The organism is Paenirhodobacter sp. YD-8, from assembly GCF_056590935.1.
The window spans coordinates 3570870-3594114 of sequence record NZ_CM152649.1 but is presented as its reverse complement, the minus strand read 5'-3'; the positions used below and the strand labels follow the sequence as shown (position 1 = coordinate 3594114).

The following is a 23245-nucleotide window of genomic DNA, read 5'->3' as shown; positions in this document are numbered from 1 at the left end:
ATGTGTTCGCTGTGCGGCATCCTCGGCTGTGACGACCACTGGACGAACGCGGTTCCGCGTCCGGGCGTCTATACCCGCAATCTCGACAGCCGCGCGCGCCGGGCCGAGACCGCGCGCCGGCTGGGCGCGGCGAACGCGATCCTGTCCTATCGCCGGCTGCGGCTCGATGTCTGGCAGGGGCGCTCCTATGTTGTCTCCTCGCCCACCGGCGCGAGCAGCGTGTTCGAGGCGCTCGCGCATCTGTGGTCCGAGGCCGAGACCCTTGCCGGGCGCGCCTTCGATCCGCTTGACGAGGCGCTGATCGCCTGGATGGAACGGGGGCGCGCATGACCCCCGTGATCCTGCTCAGCGGTTTTCTCGGTTCGGGCAAGACCACCTTGCTGCAGCGCCTGCTGGCCGATCCGGCGATGCAGGGGGCGGCGGTGCTGATCAACGAATTCGGCGAGGTCGGCCTTGACCACCATCTGCTCGACCGCATCGACGACACCGTGGTGCTGCTGAAGTCGGGCTGCATCTGCTGCACCGTGCGCGGCGAGGTGGCCGAGGCACTCGGCAATCTCCACAGCCTGCGCGCCCGTGGCGAGATCGCCTTCGACCGCGTGGTGATCGAGACCACGGGGCTCGCCGATCCCTATCCGGTGCTGCAGACGCTGACCGCGCACCCGGTGCTGCGCTCGCATTTCAGCAATGGCGGCGTGCTGATCACCGTCGATGCGGTGAACGCCGCGCTGCAGGTCGCGCATCGCGCCGAGGCGGTGCGCCAGATCGCCGCGGCCGACCGCATCGTGCTGACCAAGACCGATCTGGCCGAGCCCGAGACGGTGGCGGCGCTGCGCACGCGGCTGGCCCGGCTGAACCCGGTGGCGCGGGTGCTGACCTCCGAGGACAGCGTCGCCGACATCCTCACCGGCTTCGGTCCCGGCGTGGCCGAGTTCGCGCCGCTTGCGGCCTGTGGGGCGGGCTGTTCCGACCCGACGCATCACCACCATGACCACGATCATTCGCATGCTCACGCCCATCACGCCGATGCCGACGGCACGCTCGGCGTGACCAGCTTCTCGCTGGTGATCGAGGGCGCGATCGATTGGACTATGTTCGGAACCTGGCTTACATTGCTGCTTCACAGGCATGGTGACAGGATTTTCCGGGTGAAAGGCATTTTGGCGCTCGAAGGCGAGGATCGGCCGGTGGCGATTCACGGTGTCCAGCATCTGGTGCATGCCCCGACCCACATGGCGCATTGGCCCGAGGGGCCGCGGCACTCGCGCATCGTCTTCATCCTCGAGGATCTCTCGCCCGACCTGATCCGGCGCTCGTTTGCGGCCTTCACCGGGCTTGCCGCAGTCAGAACGGCGGCATGATGAGCGCCCCCCTGCGCATCCTCACGACCGAGATCCAGCCCTGGCGCTTCCTGCAGGCGCGGGCCGAGGCCGATCTGGGTTTTCCGCTCGAATTCATCGAGATGGATTTCATCAGCGCGCAGCGGACGGCCGCGGTCGATCCGGCGGGCTATGACATCTACGACCAGTGTTTCCACAACCTCGACATCGTCTGGTACTGGCGCGCGATCCAGGCGATCGACACCCGCCGGATCGACCGCTGGGACGAGATCGACGACATCAGCCGGATGCCGGGCACACCGGGGCAGAACGGGCGCGGCGACGTGCCATCCTCGCGGCTCTTCGTGCAGCATGACGCGACGCTCTCGGACAGCCCCACCGGGCGGATCTCGATGTTGCCGACCTTCTACAACTTCGACAGTTTCGCGGTCGAGACGACCGGCATCGACGTCGACCGCGAGGTGACGAGCTGGGCCGAACTCGTCAATCCCCGCTGGGCGGGGCGGGTGGCACTGGTCGACGAGCCGGCGATCGGTGCCTTCGATCTGGCGATGGCGCTGCAGGCGGCGGGGCGGATGAGCTTTCGCGACATGGGCAACATGTCGGTCGCCGAGATCGACCTGCTGATCGAGCACGGCCGCGCGCTGGTGCAGTCGGGTCATCTCCGGCCGTTCTGGCTGCGCGCGAACGAACCGGTCGAGCGCTTCCTTGACGGCGAGCTGAAGCTTGCCTCGATCTGGTCGCCGACGATCGTGCAGATGAAGCGCGCCGGCATCAGGGTGCGTCAGGCCCGGCCGGTCGAGGGCTATCGCGGCTGGCACGGCGGCATGTGCCTGTCGCGCCATCTGACGGGCGAGCGGCTCGACCGCGCCTATGCCTGGCTGAACTGGTATCTCGACGGCTTTGCCGGTGCCGTCGTCGCGCGGCAGGGCTATTACATGTCGGTGCCCGAGCGGGTGAAGGCCTGCCTGCCGCAGGCGGACTGGGATTACTGGTACGAGGGGCTGCCCGCCGCCACCGATCTGTGCGACGCCTCGGGCCGGCCCGCGGTGCGGGCGGGCGAGGTGCGCTCGGGCGGGGCGCGGCGCGCGCGCGCGCGCCATGTCGCGATCTGGAACACCACCATGGACGAGCACAATTATCTGGTGCGCCGCTGGAACGAACTGGTCGCGCTGGCCGCGCCGAAGGGCCGGGCGCAGCGTCGCGCAAGCTGAAGGACATCCCGATGAAACACGTCACCCTGATCGCCACCGGCGGCACCATCGCCTCGTCCGCCGACACCGCCGCCGGCGCGGTCAATGCCGGACTGAGCGGCGAGACCCTGCTGGCCAGCCTGCACGAGCCGCTCGCGGGCATCACCGTCAGCGTCGAGAATTTCGAGGCGGCGGGCAGCTATGCGCTCGATCTCGCCACGCTCCACCGGCTGTGCCGGCACATCGACGCGGTTCTGGCGCGCGACGATGTCGATGGCGTCGTCGTCACCCATGGCACCGACACGATGGAGGAAAGCGCCTTCCTCGCCTGGCTGCTGGTGCGCTCGGACAAGCCCGTGGTCTTCACCGGGGCGCAGCGCCACGCCGGCCAGCCCGACACCGACGGGCCGCGCAACATCCATGACGCGCTCTGTGCCGCCGCCTGCGCGCAGCTGCGCGGGATCGGCGCGGTGATCCTGTTCGAGGGCGACCTGCATGGCGCGCGCTATGTGACGAAGGCGCATACCTCGCGCGTCGACACCTTCCGCTCGGTCGGGCAGGGCAAGCTCGGCGAGGTCGACCATGGCGAGGTGCACCTTTACGCCCGCCCGGCGCATCCGCGCCCGGGGCTCGACACGCCGGCCCTCGATCCCGAGGTCGAGCTGATCGCGCTTGGCCTTGGCAGCACGCCGCGGCTGATGCGGCTTGCGGCGGGGGCCGGGGCGCGGGGGATCGTGCTGTCGGCCTTTGGCCGCGGCAATGCGCCGAAAGGGTTCGGCGCGGCCACCGCCGAGCTGGTCGCCGCGGGCTGCCCGGTCGTCGTCGCCTCGCGCTGCCACGAGGGGCGGACCCGCGCGATCTATGGCAAGGACAGCGGCGGGGTGACGCTGGTCGAAAGCGGCGCGTTGCTGGCGGGCGATCTGTCGGCGATCAAGGCGCGGCTGGTGCTGAGCGCGCTGCTCGGGCAGGGGCTGCAGGGCGCGGCGCTGGCCGAGGCTTTCGCGGCCGTCGTCTGAGCCCTCACATCAGCCGGGCCAGAAGCCGCAGGAAGGTCTTGCGCTCGGCCGGACGCAGCGGCGCAAGGGTGGTGCGCGTCACCTCCTTCGCCGCGGCGATCGCCCCGGCCAGCACCGCCGCCCCCTCGGGCGTCAGCGACACCGTGCGCCGGCGCCGGTCGGCGGGGTCGGGCGCGGTCGCCAGCAGCCCGCGCTGCGCCAGCCGGTCGACCACCCCCTTCGTCGTCGCCCCGTCCATCTCGACCGAGCGGCCGAGCATGTTCTGTGACATCGCCCCCTGCGTGCCGAGCCGGTAGAGCACGGAAAACTGCGTCGTCGTCAGCCCGCCCGGCACCAGTTCGGAAAAGATCAGCGAGTTGCGCTGATAGGCGCGGCGCAACATGTAGCCGACCTGCTCGTCGAGCACATAGCCGTGCCCTGCGTCGGGGGCCTCCTCGTCCTCCATCTGTCCTCCTCCTCGGGCGGTCTCACACCGCCAGATACGCGTCGCGGATCTCGGGCTTGGCTGCAAGCTCCTCGAAGCTGCCGTCGAACTTTTTCGCCCCGCTTTCGATGATGATCGCCCGATCGGCGACGACGCGGGCGAAATGCAGGTTCTGCTCGGAGATCATCACCGTCAGCCCCTGCGCCTTCAGCCGCAGGATGGCATGGGCCATCTGCTCGACGATCACCGGGGCGATGCCTTCGGAGGGCTCGTCAAGCAGCAGGAGCGAGGGGTTGCCCATCAGCGTCCGGGCGATGGTCAGCATCTGCTGCTCGCCGCCCGACATCGCCTTGCCGAGCCGGTTGCGGCGCTCGTAGAGGTTCGGGAACAGCTCGAAGAGCGCGTCCACCGTCCAGACCGGCGCCCCGTCGCGGCGCGGCTGGCGCCCGACCTCGAGGTTCTCGAGCACGGTGAGGGCGGTGAAGATGCGCCGGTCCTCGGGGACATAGCCGATGCCCGACCGCGCCACCCGGTAGGAGGGCTGGCCCACGAGCTCGCGCCCGGCAAGGGTCACGCTGCCCGAGCGCGGCCGCACGATCTGGATGATCGACTTCATCGTCGTGCTCTTGCCCGCGCCGTTGCGGCCCAGAAGCGCCACCACCTCGCCGCGGCCGACCGAGAAGGACAGGTCCTGCAGGATATGCGCCTTGCCGTAGAAGCTGTTGACGTCGCGCAGCTCAAGCATGGTCGATCTCCTTGAAGAGCATCCCGCCGCCCAGATAGACGTCCTGCACCTGCGGGTTGGCGCGCACCTCGGCGGCATTGCCGTCGGCGATCAGCTCGCCGCGGTTCAACACCATGATGTGATGGGCATGGGCAAAGACCACGTCCATGTCATGCTCGGTGAAGAGCACGCTCAACCCCTCGGCGGCGACGATCTCGGCGGTGAGAGCCATCAGCGCGATGCGGGCCGAGGGCGCCATGCCGGCGGTCGGTTCGTCCATCAGCAGCAGCCGCGGCCGGTGCGCAAGGGCAATGGCCAGCTCCAGCTTCTTCAGGTCGCCATAGGCCAGCACCGAGCAGGGCCGCTCGGCCTGATCGGCCATCCCGACCCGGTCGAGCAGCGCCAGCGCCTCGGTCCGGTAAAGTGCGCGGGCCCGGCCGAAGAGCGAGAACACCCGCCGGTTGTGGCTGATCAGCGCCATCTGCACGTTCTCGATCACCGTCATCGACTGATAGGTGCCGGTGATCTGGAAGGTGCGCCCGACGCCGCGGCGCCAGATCACCCGCGGTGGCAGGCCGGTGATGCGCGCGCCGTCCAGGAAGACCTCGCCGCGCGTCGGCCGGATCTGCCCGGTCAGCATGTTGAAGCAGGTCGACTTGCCCGCGCCATTCGGCCCGATCAGCGCCTTCATCTCGCCCTCGCGGACGGTGAAGCTGATGCCCTTCACCGCCTCGAAGGTGCCATAGGACTTGGCGAGGTTCTCGACCCTCAGGATCTCGGTCATCTCAATCCGCCTCCGTGTGCTTCACCAGACCAAGGCGCAGCCCCAGCCGGCGTGCCGAGCCGACGATGCCCTCGGGGGCGAGGATCACCACCGCGATGATGAGCAGGCCGAGCAGCAGCCGCCAGTAGTGGAGCCGCGTCAGCCAGTCCTCGACCGCCGCCATGAAGGTGGCGCCGACGATGCCGCCCGAGAGCGTCTTCACCCCGCCGAGGAAGACGACGATGAGCGCGTCGAAGCTCTTGCCGATCTCGAGCTCGGTCGGGAAGACCGAGCCCTTGGCGAAGACGAAAAGCCCGCCTGCGAGCCCCGCCAGCGCACCGGCAAGCGCGAAGGCCACGTATTGCACGCGCTTGACGTCGATCCCCATCGCCTCGGCCTGCCGCGCGCTGTCACGGCCGGCGCGCAGCGCATAGCCGAAGGGGGCATGGATCACCGTGCGCAGGAACAGGATGCCGAGCACGCCGACGACAAGGGTGAAGTAGTAATAGGGCACGGTTCCCGACAGCCACGCCGAGGGCCAGATGTCGATCAGCCCGTCATCGCCACGGGTGACGGCGCGCCACTGGAACACCAGCGACCAGACCAGCTGGCTGAAGGCGAGGGTGAGCATGGCGAAATAGACGCCCGAGAGCCGGATGCAGAACCAGCCGATGACAAGCGCCAGCATCCCCGCGCCGAGCGGGGCGAAGAGGAAGGCGATCTCCATCGGGGTCTTCGCATAGGTCACCATCAGCGCCGCGGCATAGGCGCCGCCGCCATAGAAGGCCGCGTGGCCGAAGCTGACGAGCCCGCCGGTGCCGAGGATGAACTGCAGCGAGGCGGCGAAGAGCGCGAAGATCACGATGTCGGTCAGCAGCACCAGCGCGAAGGGCTGGGTGACCAGCGGCAGCAGCGCCATCACCAGCAAGAGCCCCGCCACGGCGATCTTGCCGCGCCGGCCGAAGGGGCGGATCGGGGTCTCGGGGGCGCCGGACTGGCCATGCTCGCCCGCGACCTCCTCCTTGCCCAGAAGCCCGTAGGGCCGCACGATCAGCACGATCGCCATCACCACGAACATCAGCACCAGCGTCGATTGCGGCATGTAGGCGACGCCGAAGACGTTCAGCACCGAGATCAGCACCGCAGCGATGAAGGCGCCGGGCAGGCTGCCCATGCCGCCGATCACGGTGACGACGAAGAGCGGGCCGATGATGTTGAAATCCATCAGGAGGTCGGCACCGCCCTTCGGCAGCTGCAGCGCGCCGCCCCAGCCGGCAAGCGCCGAGCCAAGCGCGAAGACCCCGGTGAAGAGCCAGCGCTGATTGACGCCAAGCGCTGCCACCATCTCGCGGTCCTGGGTCGCGGCGCGGACCAGCACGCCAAGCCGCGTCTTCGCGATCAGCGCCCAGAGGGCCAGCAGGATGAACGGGGTGATGCAGATCAGCACGATGTCGTATTTCGGGATCGGCTCGCCCAGGATGCGGAACACGCCGCGCAGGCCGGGCGCGCGCGGGCCCATCTGGTCCTCCGCCCCCCAGACCATCAGCGCGAGGTCCTGGATGACCAGGATCACGCCGAAGGTGGCGACCAGCTGGAACAGCTCGGGCGCGCGATAGATCGGCCGCAGCACGACGATCTCGACCAGCGCACCGGCAAGGCCGACGATCAGCCCGGTGAGCACGATCGCGCCCCAGAAGCCGAAATGCGGGCCCAGAACCCCGGGCAGCACGCCCATCAGCGTGATCCCGACATAGGCGCCGAGCATGTAGAACGAGCCATGGGCGAAGTTGACGATCCGGGTCACGCCGAAGATCAGCGACAGCCCCGAGGCGACAAGAAACAGCGCCGCGGCATTGGCGAGCCCGGTCAGGAGCTGCGCGATGAAGAATCCCATCGGGACATCCTCTGTCGGAAGGAGGACCCGGCCCCGGGAAGAGGGGCCGGGCAGGGGGCCGGCTCAGTTCGCCGGGCGCATCGCCCGAATCTCGTCATCCGAGGGCATGTAGGGCACGGGGTTCTTGTATTCCCAGTCGACCATCACGCCCTTGCCGTCCTTGACGGCGAGCGTGCCGACATAGGCGCCGAGCGTCGACTGATGGTCGATCGCGCGGTATTCGAGCGGCCCGACCGGGGTCGACGGCACCTCGAGCCCCTCGAAGGCCTTGATCAGCGAGGCGGTGTCGGTGGCGCCGGCCTTCTGGATCGCCGCGGCCACGGATTTCGCCATCGTGTAGCCGACAAGGCTGCCCATCTTCGGCGTCTCGCCGGTGGCCTTCTCATAGGCCGCGACGAAGTCCTTGCCGGGGCCGTCGGGCAGGTCGTACCAGGGGTAGCCGGTCACGTACCAGCCCTCGGGCGCCTCCTCGCCGAGCGGTTCGAGATATTCCGGCTCGCCGGTCAGCATCGAATAGACGCCGCGCCCGTCGAACAGGCCGCGGTCGCTGCCCTCGCGCACGAATTTCGCGAGGTCGGCGCCGAAGGTGACGTTGAAGATCGCGTCGGGCTTGGCCTTCTCGATCGCCTGCACCTCGGCCGCGGCGTCGATCTTGAACAGCGCCGGCCATTGCTCGTCGACGAATTCGACGTCGGGCTTCAGCCGCTTGAGGTTCGCCTTGAACGCGTCGACCGCCTCGGTGCCATAAGAATAGTTCGGTGCGATCGTGGCATAGGTCTTGGCGTCGGTCTTCGCCGCCTGTTCGGCCAGCATCGCCGCCTGCACCCAGGTCGAGACCCGCAGCCGGAAGGTGTTCGGGTTGCCCGACTTCCACACCAGCGTATCGGCGAGCGGCTCGCCGGCGAGATAGAGATAGTTCTTCTCCTTGGCGAAGGACGACAGCGCGATGCCGACGTTCGACAGGATCGCGCCGGTGAACATCACCGTGCCCTCGCGGGTCATCAGATCCTCGGCGATCTTCACCGCCTCGCCGGGGTCGCCCTGATCGTCGCGGAAGACGAATTCGAGCGGCCGGCCAAGCACGCCGCCCCCGGCGTTGACCTCGGAGACCGCCAGCTCGATGCCCTTGCGATAGGGTTCGGCGAAGGCGGCCATGCGCTTGTAATGGTTGATGTCACCGATCTTGATCGGGTCCTCGGCGAAGGCCGGGGCCGAGAGCACGGTGACCGCCGTGGCAGCGGCGAGCAGGCTGCGTAGGATGTTCATGTGGTCGTCTCTCCTGTTGGCGGGGCGGGGCCCCGGTTGCCATGTGCCGGGTTTGCCCCGGTCATCGTTAGCATTCCTCGGCCGGGGATGTCCCCGGCAAAGCTCTCAGCGCAGGCCGTCCTTCCCCTCGGCCTCGGCATGGCTCAGCCCGCCGACGCGGGCGAGCGGCCGCCCGCCGGTGGCAAGCGCGATGGCGACGACGATCTCGCCCGGGAGGGGCGCGTCGGCGATGCGGATCTCCATGCCGTCGAAATGGCTGCGGACATAGGCCGCGTCCTTGTGGCCAAGCGGGATGTCCAGGACCTGCCCGATGCCGCCCATCTTCTTCGAGGACGGCACCAGCGCCGCGCCGCCGCCAAGCGCCGCGCGCAGCGGTGCCCCCATCTTCGGGTGCAAAAGCGCCGCGGCATGTTCGAGCTCGCCCGCCTCGCCGACCAGCGCCGCCTTGCCATAGCTTTGCACCGCCGCCGCATCCCCCCCGAGCGCGGCGATGGCCTCGGCGGCGAGCAGCCCGCCCAGCTCGGCGCCGATCTCGATCAGCTCGGTGAGGTCCTCGGCATAGCGGCCGGCGAAGGGGTTCGCGATCACCGCAGCCGCCGCCGCGCGGCGCGCGGGCGGGGCGACGGGGCGGCCCATCTCGCGCTCGACCGTCTCGGTCAGGGTCACGAGCTTGCGGATCGCGGCCCGCATCAGCGCAGCCCGTCTTCGCCGATCACGTCCTCGGCCTTCAGGCCGCCGACGCGGGCGTGGATGCGCGGGCCGGTGGTCATCACCAGCACCAGAAGCAGCTCGTCGGCCTTCGGCGCATCGGCCAGCCCCACCTCCATCGCGTCGAAATGGCTGCGCACATAGGAGGCGTTCGAATGGGTGATCGGCACGTCAAGCCGCGTGCCCGGCCCGCCGAGCTTCTTCGTCGAGGGCACGATCGCAGCCGAGGCCGGCAGCAGCTCGCGCATCGCATAGCCGCCCGGCACATGCCACAGCGCGCCATGCTCGATCTCGCCCGCGGCACCGACGATGGCGCCCTTGCCATAGCCCTCGATCGCCGCCGGATCGCCACCGAGCGCGTCGATCAGCTCGCGCGCCATGCGCAGGCCAAGTGGCTTCAGATCGTCCATGAAGCCCGCGATCTCGGCGTGATAGGCGCCGGCGAAGGGGTTCTTGATGACGACGAGCGCGGCGCCCTTCTTCAGCGGCACCTCGGCCGCCGGGCCGCCCTCGTGCCAGATCGTCTCGATCTGGAGCGCGGTTTTGCGGATCTCGGGTTCAGGCACGGGAAAGCTCCTTTCCGGCAAGGGTGCGGCGATGCTCGCCGAGCGAGAGATAGGCGGCGCGGATCAGACCGCGCGCGCGAAAGGTTTCGGCGCAGGCGCAGCCGCTGTCGAGGGCCATCTCGCACTCGGCCGCACTCAGCGCGCCGACATCGGTGGTGACCGGGATCGCGCCAAGGTCGCTGTCGGGAAACAGCGTGCGGGCCGGGGCGCGGGTGATGGCGCCATGGCCGGGCAGGTCGACGGCATTGGCGATCAGCGTCGCCGCGACATCGGCACTGGCGGCGTCGGCGGCCAGCACGGTCACCGCATCGGCGATGCCGCGCGAGAAGGAGCGTCCGCGCCAGCCCGAGGTGGCGATGCCGCCGATGCCGGCCTCGGCCGGCAGCTCGATCCGGCCGCCGGCGCGCCCGGTCTGCGGGTCGTCGCAGATCGCGATGCGCACGGCGCCCGCGCCCTGCCACAGCGCGATATCGCCGCCGTTGTTGACCGAGAGCCGGGTGAGGCCGTGGCCGGGCTGCAGGGCCGCCGCCAGCAGGTGGTCGGCGGTCGCGCCGGCGACGGCCGCCATCGGGGTGACGAAGACGCCCGCGAAGGGGGCAATGGCCGCCACCATTCGCCGCGCCGCGGCGCCCGCGGGCATCGCCCCTTCGGGCGCGCGCAGCCGCGGCAGCTCGGCGGCAAGCTCGGCCAGCAGCGGTGCAAAGGTGGCACGGATCCGCGCGAAGGCCGCCATCCGCGCCGGTGCTTCACCCTCGGCGGTGACGATTACGTCCGAGGGGCCATGCACCAGTCGCAGCCGGCGCCCGTCGGCCGAGACCATGACGTCGAGGCTGTCGGCGAGATCCCTCATCGTGCGTCCTTGCCGAGCGGCGTGACCGGCCAGGGCGCGCCCGCGGCCGTTCCCGCCACGCGGCGGCCCGAGAGGATATGGTCGCTTTGCCGCCCCGGCACGCCCTTCAGCGCCTCGCTCAGCGGCACGACATGATCCATGTGCCCGCCAAGCGCGGCGTAATCGTCGCGGCGCAGGGTGAATTCGATCGGCGCGACAAGGGCGGGGGTCGGCACATAGCCGAAGGCGTTCTTCGGCATCTGCGTCACGTCGGCCATGAAGGTGATGCCGCCGCCCGGCCAGATATAGGCGGGCGCGCCGCCCACCGTCACCCGGGTCAGCGCCGCCTGCACCGAGCGGGTGAGCCCGACCGGGTTTTGCGTGACCCCGGCGCGCAGGCTGCCGCCGGCGCCGGCCATGAACAGCACCGAGGCGCGGGCGGGTTCGCAATTCTCGGCGATGCGGCGGGTCGAGGGCAGAAGCCGCGCGGGGATCTCCGTCTCGACCGGGCGCAGGTCTTCGTCGAGTTCGTAATAGGCGGCATGCTCGCCGGTGGTCGAGACCATCAGCAGCGACAGCCCCGGCCGCGCCACCTTCGGGTTCCACGGCCCGAGGATGGCAAGCGGGTCGGTCAGGTCGGTGCCGCCCCAGCCGGTGCCGGGCTCGGCCACCTGGAAATAGCGCCCGGGCGTCGAGCGGCGGCCGAGCAGCTTGATCCCGGTGGGCTCCCAGCCGATCACCTTGCCGGCCTGATGCTCGCTCATCACCCCGGTGATGTGGTCATCGACCACCACCACCTCGTCGACCAGCCCCTGCCACTGTGCCGCGAACATGCCGACCGTGGCCGAGCCGCAGCCGACGCGCATCCGCTCCTCGGTCTGCCCGTTCACCACCGGCGCGTGGCCCGCCTGCACCGTCAGCTCGGCGCCATTGTCGATCGTCAGATCGACCGCCTCGCCGTTGCACAGCGCCAGCAGCGTCGCGCAGGTGACCCGGCCCTCCTTCTTCGAGCCGCCGGTGAGGTGGTTCACCCCGCCGAGGCTGAGCATCTGGCTGCCGTATTCCGAGGTGGTGACATGGCCGATCACCTCGCCCTCGGCACGCACCGCGGCGCATTCGCTGCCCAGATGCCGGTCGGTGTCGATCTTCACCTTGGCGCCGCAATAGGAAAAGATCCCCTCGGTCACCACCGTCACCATGTCCGCCCCCTCATACTCCGAGGCGACGATGAAGGGCGCGGGCTTGTAGTCGGGATAGGTGGTGCCGGCGCCGATCGCGGTGACGAATTGCTGGCCGCCGCCGATCACGTCGCCGTCCCAGTCGCGCTCGAGGAAGGGCACGAGGCGCTCTTCGCTGCCGGCGCGGGCGCGGTTCTCGAGAATGGTGAGCGGGTCGAGGCGGACCAGCTGCCCGCTCTCGTTGGCATAGCGGTCACAGGCGCCGGCGCGGCCCTCGGCGATGTAGCACATCACCGGGCAGGCATCGCAGCGGATCTTCGCGGCGGCATCGCGGGGCGTTTCGGCGCTCTCGGTCTGGGTCACGGGACACCTCTCGGGCATCCGGGCAAGCGGATGCACAAATCGTTTGCATACAAGCGGACACGAGTCGCGCTCTGCGTCAACAGTTTCTGTCCTTCTGGTCGGCGCTCCGGGCACCCGATGGGGGTAAATGGGGCATTTGCCCGGAAACCCGGCAGTTTCGCCGGCGCCTGCTGCTTTTCCTGCAAGTTTCAATGAAATCTGGAAGGAATACCCCAACGGAAAGGGGCGGCGAAGCGGCAGCGGAGGCGGTTCGCAAGCCGGGGGCGGGCCCGGACCTGTTCCGTGCACTGCCTGATTTTGTGGCGCCAGATGCCGAATTTGCATGCAAATTATCGTTCGCATACGAATGAAATCTTTCACGCAGGACTTTCCGTTCCGCCGACCCCGTCACGCGATTGACAGCCGGCCGGCGCGGTTCCTAGCCTGATCGGGCCGGCCCTGCGCCGGGCCCTCCGACAGCGGTTCAGGACGAAGACCCATGACAGAGACTGCAGCCAGTTCCGGCATCGTCGCCGGCATCGACGTCGGCGGCACCTTCACCGATCTCGTGCTCTATGACAGCCGGGCGGGGGCGGTGCGGCTTGCCAAGGTGCCGACCACGCTCGACAACCAGTCGACCGGCGTCGTCGGTGCGCTCGATGCCGCGGGGGCCGAGATCGCGGCGCTCGACCTGATCGTGCATGGCACCACCACCACCACCAACGCGGTGCTGGAGCGCGCCCTGTGCAAGACCGGGCTGATCACCACGATGGGCTTTCGCGACGTGCTGGAGCTTGGCCGCCGCACCCGGCCGCAGGCCTATGGGCTGAAGGGCAGCTTCCGGCCGCTGATCCCGCGCGACCTGCGGCTCGAGATCCCCGAGCGGATGGATGCCTCGGGCGCCGAGCTGGTGGCGCTCGACGAGCCGGCGCTGCGCGACGCGATCGCGCGGCTGAAGGCCGAGGGCTGCGAGGCGCTGGTGATCCATTTCCTCCATGCCTACGCGAACCCCGCGCACGAGCTGCGGGCAGGCGAGATCGCGGCCGAGCTCTGGCCGAACGAGAACATCACGCTCGGCCATGCGCTGCTGTCGGAAAGCCGCGAGTTCGAGCGCGGCGTGACCGCGGCGGTCAATGCCTCGGTGCAGCCGCTGCTGCGCCGCTATGTCGAGCGGCTGGCCGACAGGCTGGTGGCGCGCGGCTATCGGCACGAGCTCCTGGTGATGAACGGCAACGGCGGCATGGTCTCGGCGCGGATCGTGGCGAAGGAGGCGGCGAAGACGGTGATGTCGGGGCCGGCCTCGGGGGTGATGGCGGCGGCCTATACCGGGCGGCGTGCCGGCATCCCCGACCTGCTGACCTATGACATGGGCGGCACCTCGACCGATGTCGCGCTGATCCGCGGCGCCGAACCCGCGGTGAGCCACGAGATCGAGATCGAATATGCGATGCCGATCCATGTGCCGATGGTCGACGTGCGCACGGTCGGCGCCGGCGGCGGCTCGATCGCGCGGGTGAACGCGGCGGGGCTGTTGCAGGTGGGGCCCGAGTCGGCTGGCTCGACCCCCGGGCCGATCTGCTATGGCCGCGGCGGCACGCGGCCGACGATCTCGGACGCGAACCTGCTGCTGGGCCGGATGAACCCCGAAAAGCTGAACGCGGCCTCCTCGCAGGTCTCGCTCGACACGATCCGCACGATCTTTGCCGCCGATCTGGGGGTTCCGCTGGGTGTCAGCGCCGAGGATGCGGCGGCGGCGGTGCTGCGGATCGCCACGGCGAAGATGGCCGATGCGGTGCGCATGGTCTCGATCAGCCTCGGCGAAGACCCGCGCGATTTCGCGCTCTTCGCCTTCGGCGGTGCCGGGCCGCTGCATGCCAGCGCCATCGCGCGCGAACTCGGCGTGCCGCGGGTGCTGGTGCCGGCGCGGCCGGGCATCACCAATGCGCTCGGCTGCGTCGTGGCCGACCTGCGCCATGACTTCGTGAACACGGTGAACAAGCCGCTTGATCTGGTCGACATCGAGGCGCTGCACGCGGTCTTTGCCCGGCAGATCGAGACCGGCACCGCGGCGATCGCGGCCGAGGCGGTCGAGGTCGAGGAGATCCGGGTGATCCCCTCGGTCGACATGCAGTTCATCGGCCAGACCCACCTGCTGCGGGTGCCGCTGCCGGGCCCGACGCCCACGCGCGAGGAGCTGCGCGCGCTCTTCGAGGCGGCCTATTTCCGCCGCTTCCAGGTCGAGCTGCCCGAGATCCGGCCGGCGCTCGTCAACGTCAACACCTCGGTCATCGGGCGCCGCTCCGAGATCGACCTCGGCTTGCTGATCGATGCCGCCGGGCGCCGCGCGACGCTGGCCGAGGCGCAGACCGGCAGCCGCCCGGTGTGGTTCGACGGCTGGGTCGAGACCCCGGTCTACTGGCGCGACCACCTGCCGGCGACGGCGGTGGTCGCCGGCCCCGCGATCATCGAGCAGATGGACACGACCATCGTCCTCGAACCCGGCGACAGCGCTGCGCAGGACCATGACGGCAACATCCTCATCACCCTGAAAGGTGCGGCATGACCCTCGATCCGATCACCCTGTCGGTCATCCAGTCCGGTCTGCAGCAGGTCTGCGACGAAATGGATCTGAGCTTTTCGCGCGCGGCCTTCTCGCCGGTGATCGCCGAGGCGAACGACCGCTCCGACGGCATCTATTCGGCCGAGGACGGCAGCCTGATCGCGCAGGGCTCGCAGGGGCTGCCGGTCTTCGTCGGCACGATGCAATACTCGACCCGGACGCTGATCGAATGGATCGCCGACGGTCGCGCCATCGCGCCGAAACCCGGTGACATCTATATCGTCAACGATCCCTATCTGGGCGGCACCCACCTGATGGATGTGCGCTTTGCCATGCCGGTGTGGCGCGATGGCAAGATCTTCTGCTGGCTCAGCAACACCGGGCACTGGCCCGATACCGGCGGTGCGGTGCCGGGCGGGTTCTCGGCCTCGGCCACCGCGGTCGAGCAGGAGGGGCTGCGGTTGCCTCCCGTTCGGCTGTTCAAGGAAGGCAAGCTCGATCCCGAGATCTACGGCATCATCTGCTCGAACATCCGGGTGGCCGATCAGCGCATCGGCGACGTCAAGGCGCAGGCCGCGGCGCTTTATGTGGGCGAGAGCCGGCTCACGCGGCTCCTTGACCGCTATGGCGACGACACCGTGCGCGCCGCCATCGCCGAGCTGCGGGTGCGCGCGGCCGAGCAGATGCGCGCCGGCATCCGCGAGATCGCGCCCGGCACCTATGCCGCGACCGCCTATGTCGACAGCGACGGCGTGGTGAACGAGCCGCTCGAGATCCGCCTGACGATCACCGCGACGGGCGAGAAGCTGATCTTCGACTTCGCCGGCTCCTCGGCGCCCTGCGCGGGGCCGATGAACTCGGTTCTGGCGACGACTCTCTCCTCGGTCTATCTCGCGATGCGGCACATCTTCCCTGACGTGCCGATTTCCGCCGGTGCCTTCGAGCCGCTCGAGATCATCCGCCCCACCGGCACCTTCCTTGACGCGCAATACCCCCGCCCGGTCTCGGGCTGCGCGGCCGAGGTCAGCCAGCGCATCGCCGAGGCGGTCTTCGCCGCCCTCGTCGAGGCGCTGCCCGAGCGGGTCACTGCCTCGCCCGCGGGCTCCTCGGGCAACTTCGCCCTTGGCGGCTCGGTGCCGGAAGAGGGGCGCAACTTCGTCATGTATCAGATCTCGGGCGGCGGCTATGGCGGCTGGTCGGGGGGCGACGGCATCTCGAACGGCTGCTCGACCATCGGCATCTCGAAGGCGCCGCCGGTCGAGATCATGGAACAGGCCTATCCGGTGCTTTATCACCGCTATGCCCTGCGCGAGGGCTCGGGCGGCGCGGGGCGGCACCGCGGCGGCTTCGGCCTCGATTACGAGGTCGAGCTGCGCAAGGGCACGGCACGGGCGAGCTTCGTGATGGACCACGGCCGCTTCGGGCCACAGGGCGCGCTTGGCGGGCGCGACGGCATGGTGAACCACGTCACCGTCACCCGCGGCGGCGAAAGCTTCACCCCCGAGCATCTGTCGAAGGCGCAGGACATCCCGCTGAGCGCGGGCGACCGGGTGCGGGTCGGCACGCCCGGCGGCGGCGGCTATGGCGACCCGTTCACCCGCCCGCCCGAGCTGGTGGCCGAGGATGTGCGCCTTGGCCGCTATTCGGCCGAGGAGGCGCGGGCGCTGTTCGGCGTGGCGCTCGGTGTGGGCTGCGTGCCCGATATCGTGGCGACCGAGGCCCTGCGGGCCGCGCGCCGGTTCTGACGGGTTCCGAAGAAGACCACTCACGACAGGGAAGGGGGCCGTCGCGGGCCCCCTTTCGCGTCAGTGCCGGGTGGCGCGGGCGCGCGCGACGGTCTCGGTCAGCCCGGTCCACTCCGCTTTCCCGGGCGCGAGGGTGCGGCGCAGGAAGCCCGCAATCTCGGCGATGCGGGCATCGCTCAGCGCCGGGGCAAAGCCCGGCATCGACGCACCGCCGCCCGGTGTGGCGGGCACGCCCTCGAGGATCGCGTGAATGAGCCCGTCGGGGCGCTCGGCATGGACCGTGCTTGAAAAGGCAAGCGGCACCGTGGCGGCCGAGGCGAGGCGCAGCGGCCCGGGCATGTGGCACGAGCCGCAGGCGGCGGTGAACAGCCGCGCGGCCGGATCCGCAGAGGTTTCAAGCGCCTGTTGCGCCGTGGCCGCCAGCGTCTCGGCCGCGGGGTCTGGTGTCGCGGGGGCGGGGGCGAGACTCGCGAGATAGGTCGCCATCGCGCGGATGTCGCTGTCGGGGAGTTCGGCGAGCGCCGCGATCACCGGCGCCATTGGCCCCGCCGCCGCGCCATGACGCGCCGAGCGGCCATCGCGCAGGTAATCGTAAAGATCCGCCTCGGTCCAGGCGAGGGGGCCCGGCCCGGTGCCGTTCAGCGCCGGCGCCGTCCAGCCGCCCACCGTGCCGCCCGCCAGATGCGCGGCCCCCGTCCGCTCGGCCCCAAGCGCGTTGCGCGGGCTGTGGCACGAGGCGCAATGCCCCGCCCCCTCGACCAGGTAGGCGCCGCGGTTCCAGGCCGCGCCTTGCGCCGGGTCGGGGGCGAAGGGCGTGGCGCTGTGGAACAGCGCGTTCCACGCCGCCATCGTGCCGCGCAGGTTCACCGGCGCGATCATCCGGCTTGGCGGCACCTCGGCGCGCACCGGCGGCAGCGACTGGATATAGGCGTAAAGCGCCTGCATGTCGTCCTCGGTGATCCGGGCGAAGGCGGTGTAGGGGAAAGCCGGATAGAGGTGATGGCCATCGCGCGAGATCCCCTCGCGCATCGCCCGCGCGAAGGCGGGGTAGGACCAGGCGCCGAGCCCCGTCTCCGGGTCGGGGGTCAGGTTGGTCGAATGCACGGTGCCGAAGGGTGTCTCGATCGCGCGGCCGCCGGTCAGCGGCACGCCGCCCTCGGCACTGTGGCAGGCGGCGCAATCGCCCGCGGCGAAGACCTGCCGGCCACGCGCGAGGGTCTCGGCCGACCACAGCCCGGCGGCGGGGGGCGCGCTGCGCGGGATCTCGGCGCGGAAGGCGGGGAAGGCGACGGCGCCGGCCATCAGCCCGCCGGCAATCCCCGCCGCAAGCGTCGCCGCCATCCGCGCAAAGCGGCGCCGCCGTGGCGGCGGGGCGGCGAGTGCGCGCGGCATCGGTGCGCCGGCAAGGGCTGCGCGCACCCGCTCGGGGGTGAAGGGCAACTCGCGCATCCGCACCCCGGTCGCGTCGAAGATCGCGTTGGCGATCGCCGCGGCCGAGGGCACCGAGGCGCTTTCGCCGACACCCAAGGGCGGCGCCTCGGGGCGCTCGATCAGCACCGAACGGACCTCGGGCAGATCCTCGAAGCGGGCGAGCGGATAGGCGCCCCAGTCCTTGTCGGCGACCGAGATCGCGTCGAAGGTGACGGCCTCGGTCAGGGTGCGGCTGAGCGATTGCACGACATTGCCGTGCAGCTGGTGGCGCACGCCGTCGGGGTTGATCATCAGCCCCGAATCCTGCCCGACCAGCACCTTCGTCAGGCTGACCTCGCCGGTGCGCCGGTTCACCGCCACCTCGGCCATCCAGGCGGCCTGCGCTGCGGCGACGCCCGGGAAGGTGCCGTGCACATAGGTCGCGTAGGCAAAGCCCTGACCGAAGGCGAACTCGCCCTCGCCATGCCGCCGGGGGCCGGAGCGGGGCTGCCAGCCGCCTTCCTCGGCGGTGCGGCGGATCAGCTCGGCGGTGCGGGCATCGTCGATATGGCGCAGCCGGAAGGCGACCGGGTCCTCGCCCGCCTCGGCCGCCAGCTCGTCGATGAAGCTTTCATGCGCGAAGGTGTTGGGCAGGGCCGAGACGCCGCGAAACCACGAGGCGCGCACGATCGGCGCCATGTCATGCACCGCGACGCGCAGGTTCTCGATGCGGTAGGGCGGGATTGCGGTGCGGTCGCCCATGTCCGAGGGCTGCGGCGAAGGGTCGATCGCCCCGGTCAGCAAGAGCGCCAGGTTCGGCCCGCGGTTCGAGGGATAGCGGGTCTCGAAATCATAGGCATCGAAGCGGCCGTCTTCGCCGAGCCCGCCGCGCACATCCATCAGCTGCGCCGCGCCCTTCGGCTCCCACAGATGTTCCTGTTCGCGCGTCAGCTGCACCCGCACCGGCCGCCCGACGGCACGGGCCAGAAGCGCCGCATCGCCGCAGACGTCGTCGGCGCAGTTGCGGCCATAGCAGCCCGCGGCCTCGTGGCGGTGGATGTCGATCGCCTCTTCGGGCATTTCCATCAGCCGGGCGATGTCGCCGCGCAGCATGTGCGGGTTCTGCGTGCCCGACCAGATCTCGAGCCGCCCGCCCTCGAACCGCGCCACCGCGCAGGAGGGACCGATCGAGCCGTGCATCTGCCAGGGCCAGCTGTAGCTGCGGGCAAGCTGCACCTTGGCGCGGGAAAGTGCCGCCTCGACATCGCCGCTATCGGTCAGCATCCGCTTCGTCGCCGGCAGGTCGCGCAGGGTGCCGGCGATGTCGCTCAGGTCCGGCAGCTCGGGCGGCAGCGCCCAGCGGACCTTCAGCGCCTCGGCGATGGTGCGGGCCTGGCCCTCGCGCTCGGCCACCACGGCGAGGAAGTCGCGGATCCGGACGATGGCGACAAGGCCCGGCAGATGCGCGACCGAGGTCTCGTCGACCGCAAGCAGGCTGTGGCCGATGAAGGGGCCGCTGTCGCGCCCGGCATAGGGCGGGCGAAGCACATGGCCATGCAGCATCCCGGGCAGGCGCACGTCATGGACATAGGTCCAGGTGCCGGTGGCCTTGCCGGGCAGGTCGACGCGCGGGCTCGACCGGCCGACGGTGCGATATTCGGCCGGCGTCTTGACCCGGGCGGCGGGGTCAAGCTCGGCGCGGATCGACTGGTTCGCCAGCACCGCGGCGAAATCGGCGGTGCCGGCCCCGCCGGTGACCACGCCCTCGCGGAGCGTCAGCGCCTCGGGTGGGCAGCCGAAGCGGGTGGCGGCAAGGCCCAGCAGGATCGCGCGGGCCTGGGCCGCCGCCGCGCGCAGCGGCACCGCGGCGAACTGGATCGTCTCCGAGGCGATGGTCGGCCCCTGATCGGGGGTGCGCGCGGTGTCGCCCAGCACCATGCGCACGCGTGCGGGCGGCAGGTCGAGCTCTTCGGCGACGATCTGGCCAAGCGCGGTGCGGATGCCGGTGCCAAGATCGACATGGCCGTTGAAGCCGGTGACGGTGCCCGCGGTATCGATTTCCAGCAGGGTCTCGGGCCCGGCCTTGCCCGTGCGCCAGATTGTCAGCGCGGTCATTTCCGCGCCTCGGCCATCAGCGTGACCGCCCGTTCGGCAGCGCGCAGGATCTCGAGATGCGTGCCGCAGCGGCACAGGTTGTGGCGCAGCGCGCGGGCGAGGGTGGCGCGGTCAGGCGCGGGCGTGTCGCGCAGCAGCGCCGTCACCGTCACGATCATGCCGTTCAGGCAATAGCCGCATTGCGCGCCCTCTTCCTCGATGAAGGCGCGCTGCACCGGATGCGGCGCCTCGGGCGTGCCAAGGCCTTCGAGCGTCGTCACCTGCTGCCCCGCCACCGCGCCCAGCGTCATCACGCAGGCCCGCGCCGCCTGCCCGTCCACCAGAACGGAGCAGGCGCCGCATTCGCCATAGCCGCAGCCGTATTTCGGCCCGTTCAGGCCGAGGTCATTGCGCAGCACCTCGAGCAGCGAGGTCTGCGGCGGCAGATCGAAGGCATGGTCCTGCCCGTTGACGGCAAGGCGGATGGTCATTCCCGGGCTCCCTGTTGTGCGCGCCGTGGCCGGGTCCGGGGCCCGTGCGACGGCGGGTTCCGTGTCTCGAAACCGTTTGCATACAAATAAACCGGGCCAGCCCCCCGGCCGTCAAGAAAAGCCGTGCGCGGGGGAGGCCGCGGCGGGCGCGCGGCCGATGCCGCGGGCAATCGTGCGGAAAATGCGGGCAGTCGCGAAAGGGGGAGGGGCGAGGCAGGCCCTTGCGCCGGCGGGGTGGAAAATCCGCGCTCCGTGCATGGCGGGATTGATCACATTTCATGTCAGCCATATTGACTTGTTCCGCGGCCGGGTGGACGAGAGCCCACTTGATGATCTGGGGGAAAGCATGTCCTTGACGAATCTTTTTGCCACGCGGACCGAAGGAATGAAGGCTTCGGAGATCCGCGAGCTGCTCAAGCTTCTGGACCAGCCCGAGATCATTTCCTTCGCCGGCGGCATCCCCGACCCGGCGCTGTTCCCGCGCGAGGCGTTCGAGCGCGCCATGGCCCGTGCCGTCTCGGCCGAGGCGGCGGGCACCACGCTGCAATATGCGCCCTCCGAGGGCTATCTGCCGCTGCGCCGCTGGATCGTCGGCTACATGGCGACGCTGGGCATCGCCTGCACGCCCGAGAACGTGCTGATCACCGCGGGTTCGCAGCAGGCGCTTGATTACCTCGGCAAGCTGTTCGTCGACCCGAACGACACCGCGCTTGTCGGCTGGCCGACCTATCTGGGCGCGCTTGGCGCCTTCAACGCCTATCAGCCGCGCTATGACCGTCTCGACCCGGCGGCGAACCGCGGCCCGGCCGAGATCGCGGCCGATGCCGAAGCCGCGGGCGGGCGGGTGAAATTCGCCTATCTCTCGGCCGATTTCGCCAACCCGACCGGCGTCACGCTGGATCTGGCCGAGCGCGAGGCGGTGCTCGACATGGCGGAAACGCTCGACATCGCGGTGATTGAGGACGCGGCCTATCAGGCGCTGCGCTATTCGGGCACCGCCTATCCGCCGCTGCTGGCGATCGAGATCGCGCGCAAGGGCGATCTCGAGGCCTGCCGGACGATCTATTGCGGCTCGTTCTCGAAGACGCTGGCGCCCGGTCTGCGCGTGGGCTGGGTGGTGGCGGCAAAGCCGGTCATCGGCCAGATGGTGCTGATGAAGCAGGCGGCCGACCTGCAGACCGCGACGCTGAACCAGGTGGTCACCGCCGAGGTCGCCGAGGAGCTCTTCGACGAGCACGTGGCGATGCTGCGCAAGGTCTATGGCGCGCGGCTGCAGGCGATGCTCGCCTCGCTCGAGCGGCACATGCCGAAAGGCGTGAGCTGGACCCGGCCCGAGGGCGGCATGTTCGTCTGGATGCACCTGCCCGAGGGCGAGGACGGCGCCAAGCTGCTGGAACGCGCGCTGGCCACCGAGAAGGTCGCCTTCGTGCCCGGCAACGCCTTCTTCGCCGACGGCTCGAACCGCAACACGCTGCGGCTGAATTTCTCGATGTCGGACGAGGCGGCGATCGACGCGGGCATCCAGCGCCTTGCGCGGGTGATGGACGCCGCCGGCATCCGCTGAACGGCCCCTTGCGTGCGGCAAAGGCTGGCCTGAGCCGCGCGCAGGCGTTACTGAAGGGCGTATTCTGTCCGGAGGTTTCATGTCCGCTGCCCTTTCTCCCCGCACCGCGCTCGTCACCGGCTCGTCCGGCTTCATCGGTTTCCACCTGTGCCGGCGGCTGCTCGACGAGGGCTGGCGGGTGGTCGGCCTCGACAACCTGTCGGATTACTACGACGTCTCGCTGAAGGAACGCCGGCAGGCGATGCTGGCGCAGAATGCGGGCTTCTCGGTGGTCAATGACAGCGTCGAGACCCCCGGCCTGATGATGCGCCTGTTCGGGGAACACCGCCCCGATGTGGTGGTGCATCTCGCCGCGCAGGCGGGTGTGCGCTACTCGATCGAGAACCCGCGCTCCTATCTCGAAAGCAACATCGTCGGCACCTTCGAGATCCTCGAGGCCGCGCGCGCCTTCCCGCCGGCGCATATGCTGCTTGCTTCCACCTCCTCGGCCTATGGCGCGAACACCGAGATGCCCTATCGCGAGGTGATGAAGGCCGATCACCAGATGTCCTTCTATGCCGCGACGAAGAAGGCGACCGAGGCGATGGCGCATTCCTATGCCCATCTCTTCGGCCTGCCGGTCACCATGTTCCGCTTCTTCACCGTCTATGGCCCCTGGGGCCGGCCGGACATGGCGCTGTTCAAGTTCACCAAGGCGATCCTCGAGGGCCGCCCGATCGACGTCTACAATTACGGCGACATGAAGCGCGACTTCACCTATGTCACCGATCTGGTCGAGGCGATCCGCCTGCTGATCGACGCGGTGCCGGTGCGGCCCGAGGACGGCGTCGTGGCCGAGGGCGACAGCCTGTCGCCGGTGGCGCCCTGGCGCGTCGTCAATATCGGCAATTCCGAGCCGGTGCAGCTGACCGATTACATCGCCGCGATCGAGACGGCGACGGGCCGCGTGGCCGAGCGCAACCTGATGCCGATGCAGGCGGGGGACGTGCCCGCGACCTGGGCCGATACCACGCTGCTGCAGTCGCTGACCGGCTATCATCCCAGGACCCGGGTGCCCGAGGGGGTGAAGGCCTTCGTCGACTGGTATCGCGACTATTATCAGGTCTGAGCTCGGCCCGCGCCGCTGCGGCATTGCGGG

At 69.9% G+C, this 23245-nt stretch carries 19 protein-coding genes; 8 read left to right on the top strand and 11 right to left on the bottom strand.

The annotated features are described in order from the left end of the window. From AC0QTQ_RS17420 to AC0QTQ_RS17405, 4 genes are read left to right on the top strand one after another with little or no spacing between them, the layout of a single operon-like run. Positions 1-330 carry a hypothetical protein gene (locus AC0QTQ_RS17420; protein ID WP_480257616.1) on the top strand — a complete coding sequence of 110 codons (330 nt, stop codon included), beginning with the start codon at positions 1-3 and terminating at the stop codon, positions 328-330. After that, entirely contained in the window at positions 327-1361 is a 1035-nt protein-coding gene (locus tag AC0QTQ_RS17415; RefSeq protein WP_480257615.1) for a CobW family GTP-binding protein, read from the top strand. Before AC0QTQ_RS17420 ends, AC0QTQ_RS17415 begins: the two co-directional genes overlap by 4 nt. After that, on the top strand, positions 1358-2554 hold the full coding sequence (locus AC0QTQ_RS17410; RefSeq protein ID WP_245965322.1) for an ABC transporter substrate-binding protein: 1197 nt from the start codon (positions 1358-1360) through the stop codon (positions 2552-2554). Before AC0QTQ_RS17415 ends, AC0QTQ_RS17410 begins: the two co-directional genes overlap by 4 nt. 11 nt (positions 2555-2565) lie before the next feature. After that, complete coding sequence (locus tag AC0QTQ_RS17405; RefSeq protein ID WP_480257614.1) at positions 2566-3549, top strand: asparaginase; 984 nt, start codon at positions 2566-2568, stop codon at positions 3547-3549. A gap of 4 nt (positions 3550-3553) precedes the next feature. Here AC0QTQ_RS17405 and AC0QTQ_RS17400 read toward each other — a convergent pair whose 3' ends face one another. The 9 genes from AC0QTQ_RS17400 to AC0QTQ_RS17360 all read right to left on the bottom strand — a co-directional run bounded on the left by AC0QTQ_RS17400 (position 3554) and on the right by AC0QTQ_RS17360 (position 12192). Continuing rightward, positions 3554-3994: a MarR family winged helix-turn-helix transcriptional regulator gene (locus AC0QTQ_RS17400; protein WP_121534810.1), complete on the bottom strand. Its 441-nt coding sequence runs from the start codon at positions 3992-3994 to the stop codon at positions 3554-3556. Between the two features lie 22 nt (positions 3995-4016). Continuing rightward, positions 4017-4718, bottom strand: coding sequence for an ABC transporter ATP-binding protein (locus tag AC0QTQ_RS17395; RefSeq protein ID WP_480257613.1), 702 nt, complete (start codon positions 4716-4718; stop codon positions 4017-4019). Continuing rightward, complete coding sequence (locus tag AC0QTQ_RS17390) at positions 4711-5481, bottom strand: ABC transporter ATP-binding protein (RefSeq protein ID WP_480257612.1); 771 nt, start codon at positions 5479-5481, stop codon at positions 4711-4713. Before AC0QTQ_RS17390 ends, AC0QTQ_RS17395 begins: the two co-directional genes overlap by 8 nt. Position 5482: 1 nt before the next feature. Continuing rightward, entirely contained in the window at positions 5483-7354 is a 1872-nt protein-coding gene (locus AC0QTQ_RS17385; protein WP_480257611.1) for an ABC transporter permease, read from the bottom strand. Positions 7355-7417: 63 nt separating this feature from the next. Continuing rightward, positions 7418-8620, bottom strand: a complete 1203-nt coding sequence (locus AC0QTQ_RS17380) for an ABC transporter substrate-binding protein (RefSeq protein WP_480257610.1) — start codon at positions 8618-8620, stop codon at positions 7418-7420. Between the two features lie 105 nt (positions 8621-8725). Then, positions 8726-9310, bottom strand: coding sequence for an amino acid synthesis family protein (locus AC0QTQ_RS17375; protein WP_480257609.1), 585 nt, complete (start codon positions 9308-9310; stop codon positions 8726-8728). After that, positions 9310-9894, bottom strand: coding sequence for an amino acid synthesis family protein (locus tag AC0QTQ_RS17370; protein WP_121534816.1), 585 nt, complete (start codon positions 9892-9894; stop codon positions 9310-9312). The genes AC0QTQ_RS17375 and AC0QTQ_RS17370 overlap by 1 nt, the downstream gene beginning before the upstream one ends. Beyond that, positions 9887-10744: a UPF0280 family protein gene (locus tag AC0QTQ_RS17365; protein WP_480257608.1), complete on the bottom strand. Its 858-nt coding sequence runs from the start codon at positions 10742-10744 to the stop codon at positions 9887-9889. Before AC0QTQ_RS17365 ends, AC0QTQ_RS17370 begins: the two co-directional genes overlap by 8 nt. Continuing rightward, positions 10741-12192, bottom strand: a complete 1452-nt coding sequence (locus AC0QTQ_RS17360) for a 6-hydroxynicotinate reductase (protein WP_480259247.1) — start codon at positions 12190-12192, stop codon at positions 10741-10743. The genes AC0QTQ_RS17365 and AC0QTQ_RS17360 overlap by 4 nt, the downstream gene beginning before the upstream one ends. A 550-nt stretch (positions 12193-12742) precedes the next feature. Between AC0QTQ_RS17360 and AC0QTQ_RS17355 the strand changes: the two genes are divergently transcribed. Beyond that, a complete protein-coding gene (locus AC0QTQ_RS17355) occupies positions 12743-14806 on the top strand; it encodes a hydantoinase/oxoprolinase family protein (protein WP_480257607.1) in 2064 nt (687 codons plus the stop codon). Beyond that, positions 14803-16548: a hydantoinase B/oxoprolinase family protein gene (locus tag AC0QTQ_RS17350; protein WP_480257606.1), complete on the top strand. Its 1746-nt coding sequence runs from the start codon at positions 14803-14805 to the stop codon at positions 16546-16548. Before AC0QTQ_RS17355 ends, AC0QTQ_RS17350 begins: the two co-directional genes overlap by 4 nt. A gap of 60 nt (positions 16549-16608) precedes the next feature. Here AC0QTQ_RS17350 and AC0QTQ_RS17345 read toward each other — a convergent pair whose 3' ends face one another. Together AC0QTQ_RS17345 and AC0QTQ_RS17340 are read right to left on the bottom strand one after the other, a co-directional pair. Next, positions 16609-20073 carry a molybdopterin cofactor-binding domain-containing protein gene (locus tag AC0QTQ_RS17345; protein WP_480257605.1) on the bottom strand — a complete coding sequence of 1155 codons (3465 nt, stop codon included), beginning with the start codon at positions 20071-20073 and terminating at the stop codon, positions 16609-16611. Further along, positions 20070-20543, bottom strand: coding sequence for a (2Fe-2S)-binding protein (locus AC0QTQ_RS17340; protein ID WP_480257604.1), 474 nt, complete (start codon positions 20541-20543; stop codon positions 20070-20072). Before AC0QTQ_RS17340 ends, AC0QTQ_RS17345 begins: the two co-directional genes overlap by 4 nt. Before the next feature lie 346 nt (positions 20544-20889). Between AC0QTQ_RS17340 and AC0QTQ_RS17335 the strand changes: the two genes are divergently transcribed. Both AC0QTQ_RS17335 and AC0QTQ_RS17330 read left to right on the top strand, forming a co-directional pair. Beyond that, entirely contained in the window at positions 20890-22107 is a 1218-nt protein-coding gene (locus tag AC0QTQ_RS17335; protein WP_480257603.1) for an aminotransferase-like domain-containing protein, read from the top strand. A 79-nt stretch (positions 22108-22186) separates the two neighbouring features. Next, on the top strand, positions 22187-23215 hold the full coding sequence (locus tag AC0QTQ_RS17330) for an NAD-dependent epimerase/dehydratase family protein (RefSeq protein WP_480257602.1): 1029 nt from the start codon (positions 22187-22189) through the stop codon (positions 23213-23215). The last annotated feature ends 30 nt before the right edge of the window (positions 23216-23245 follow it).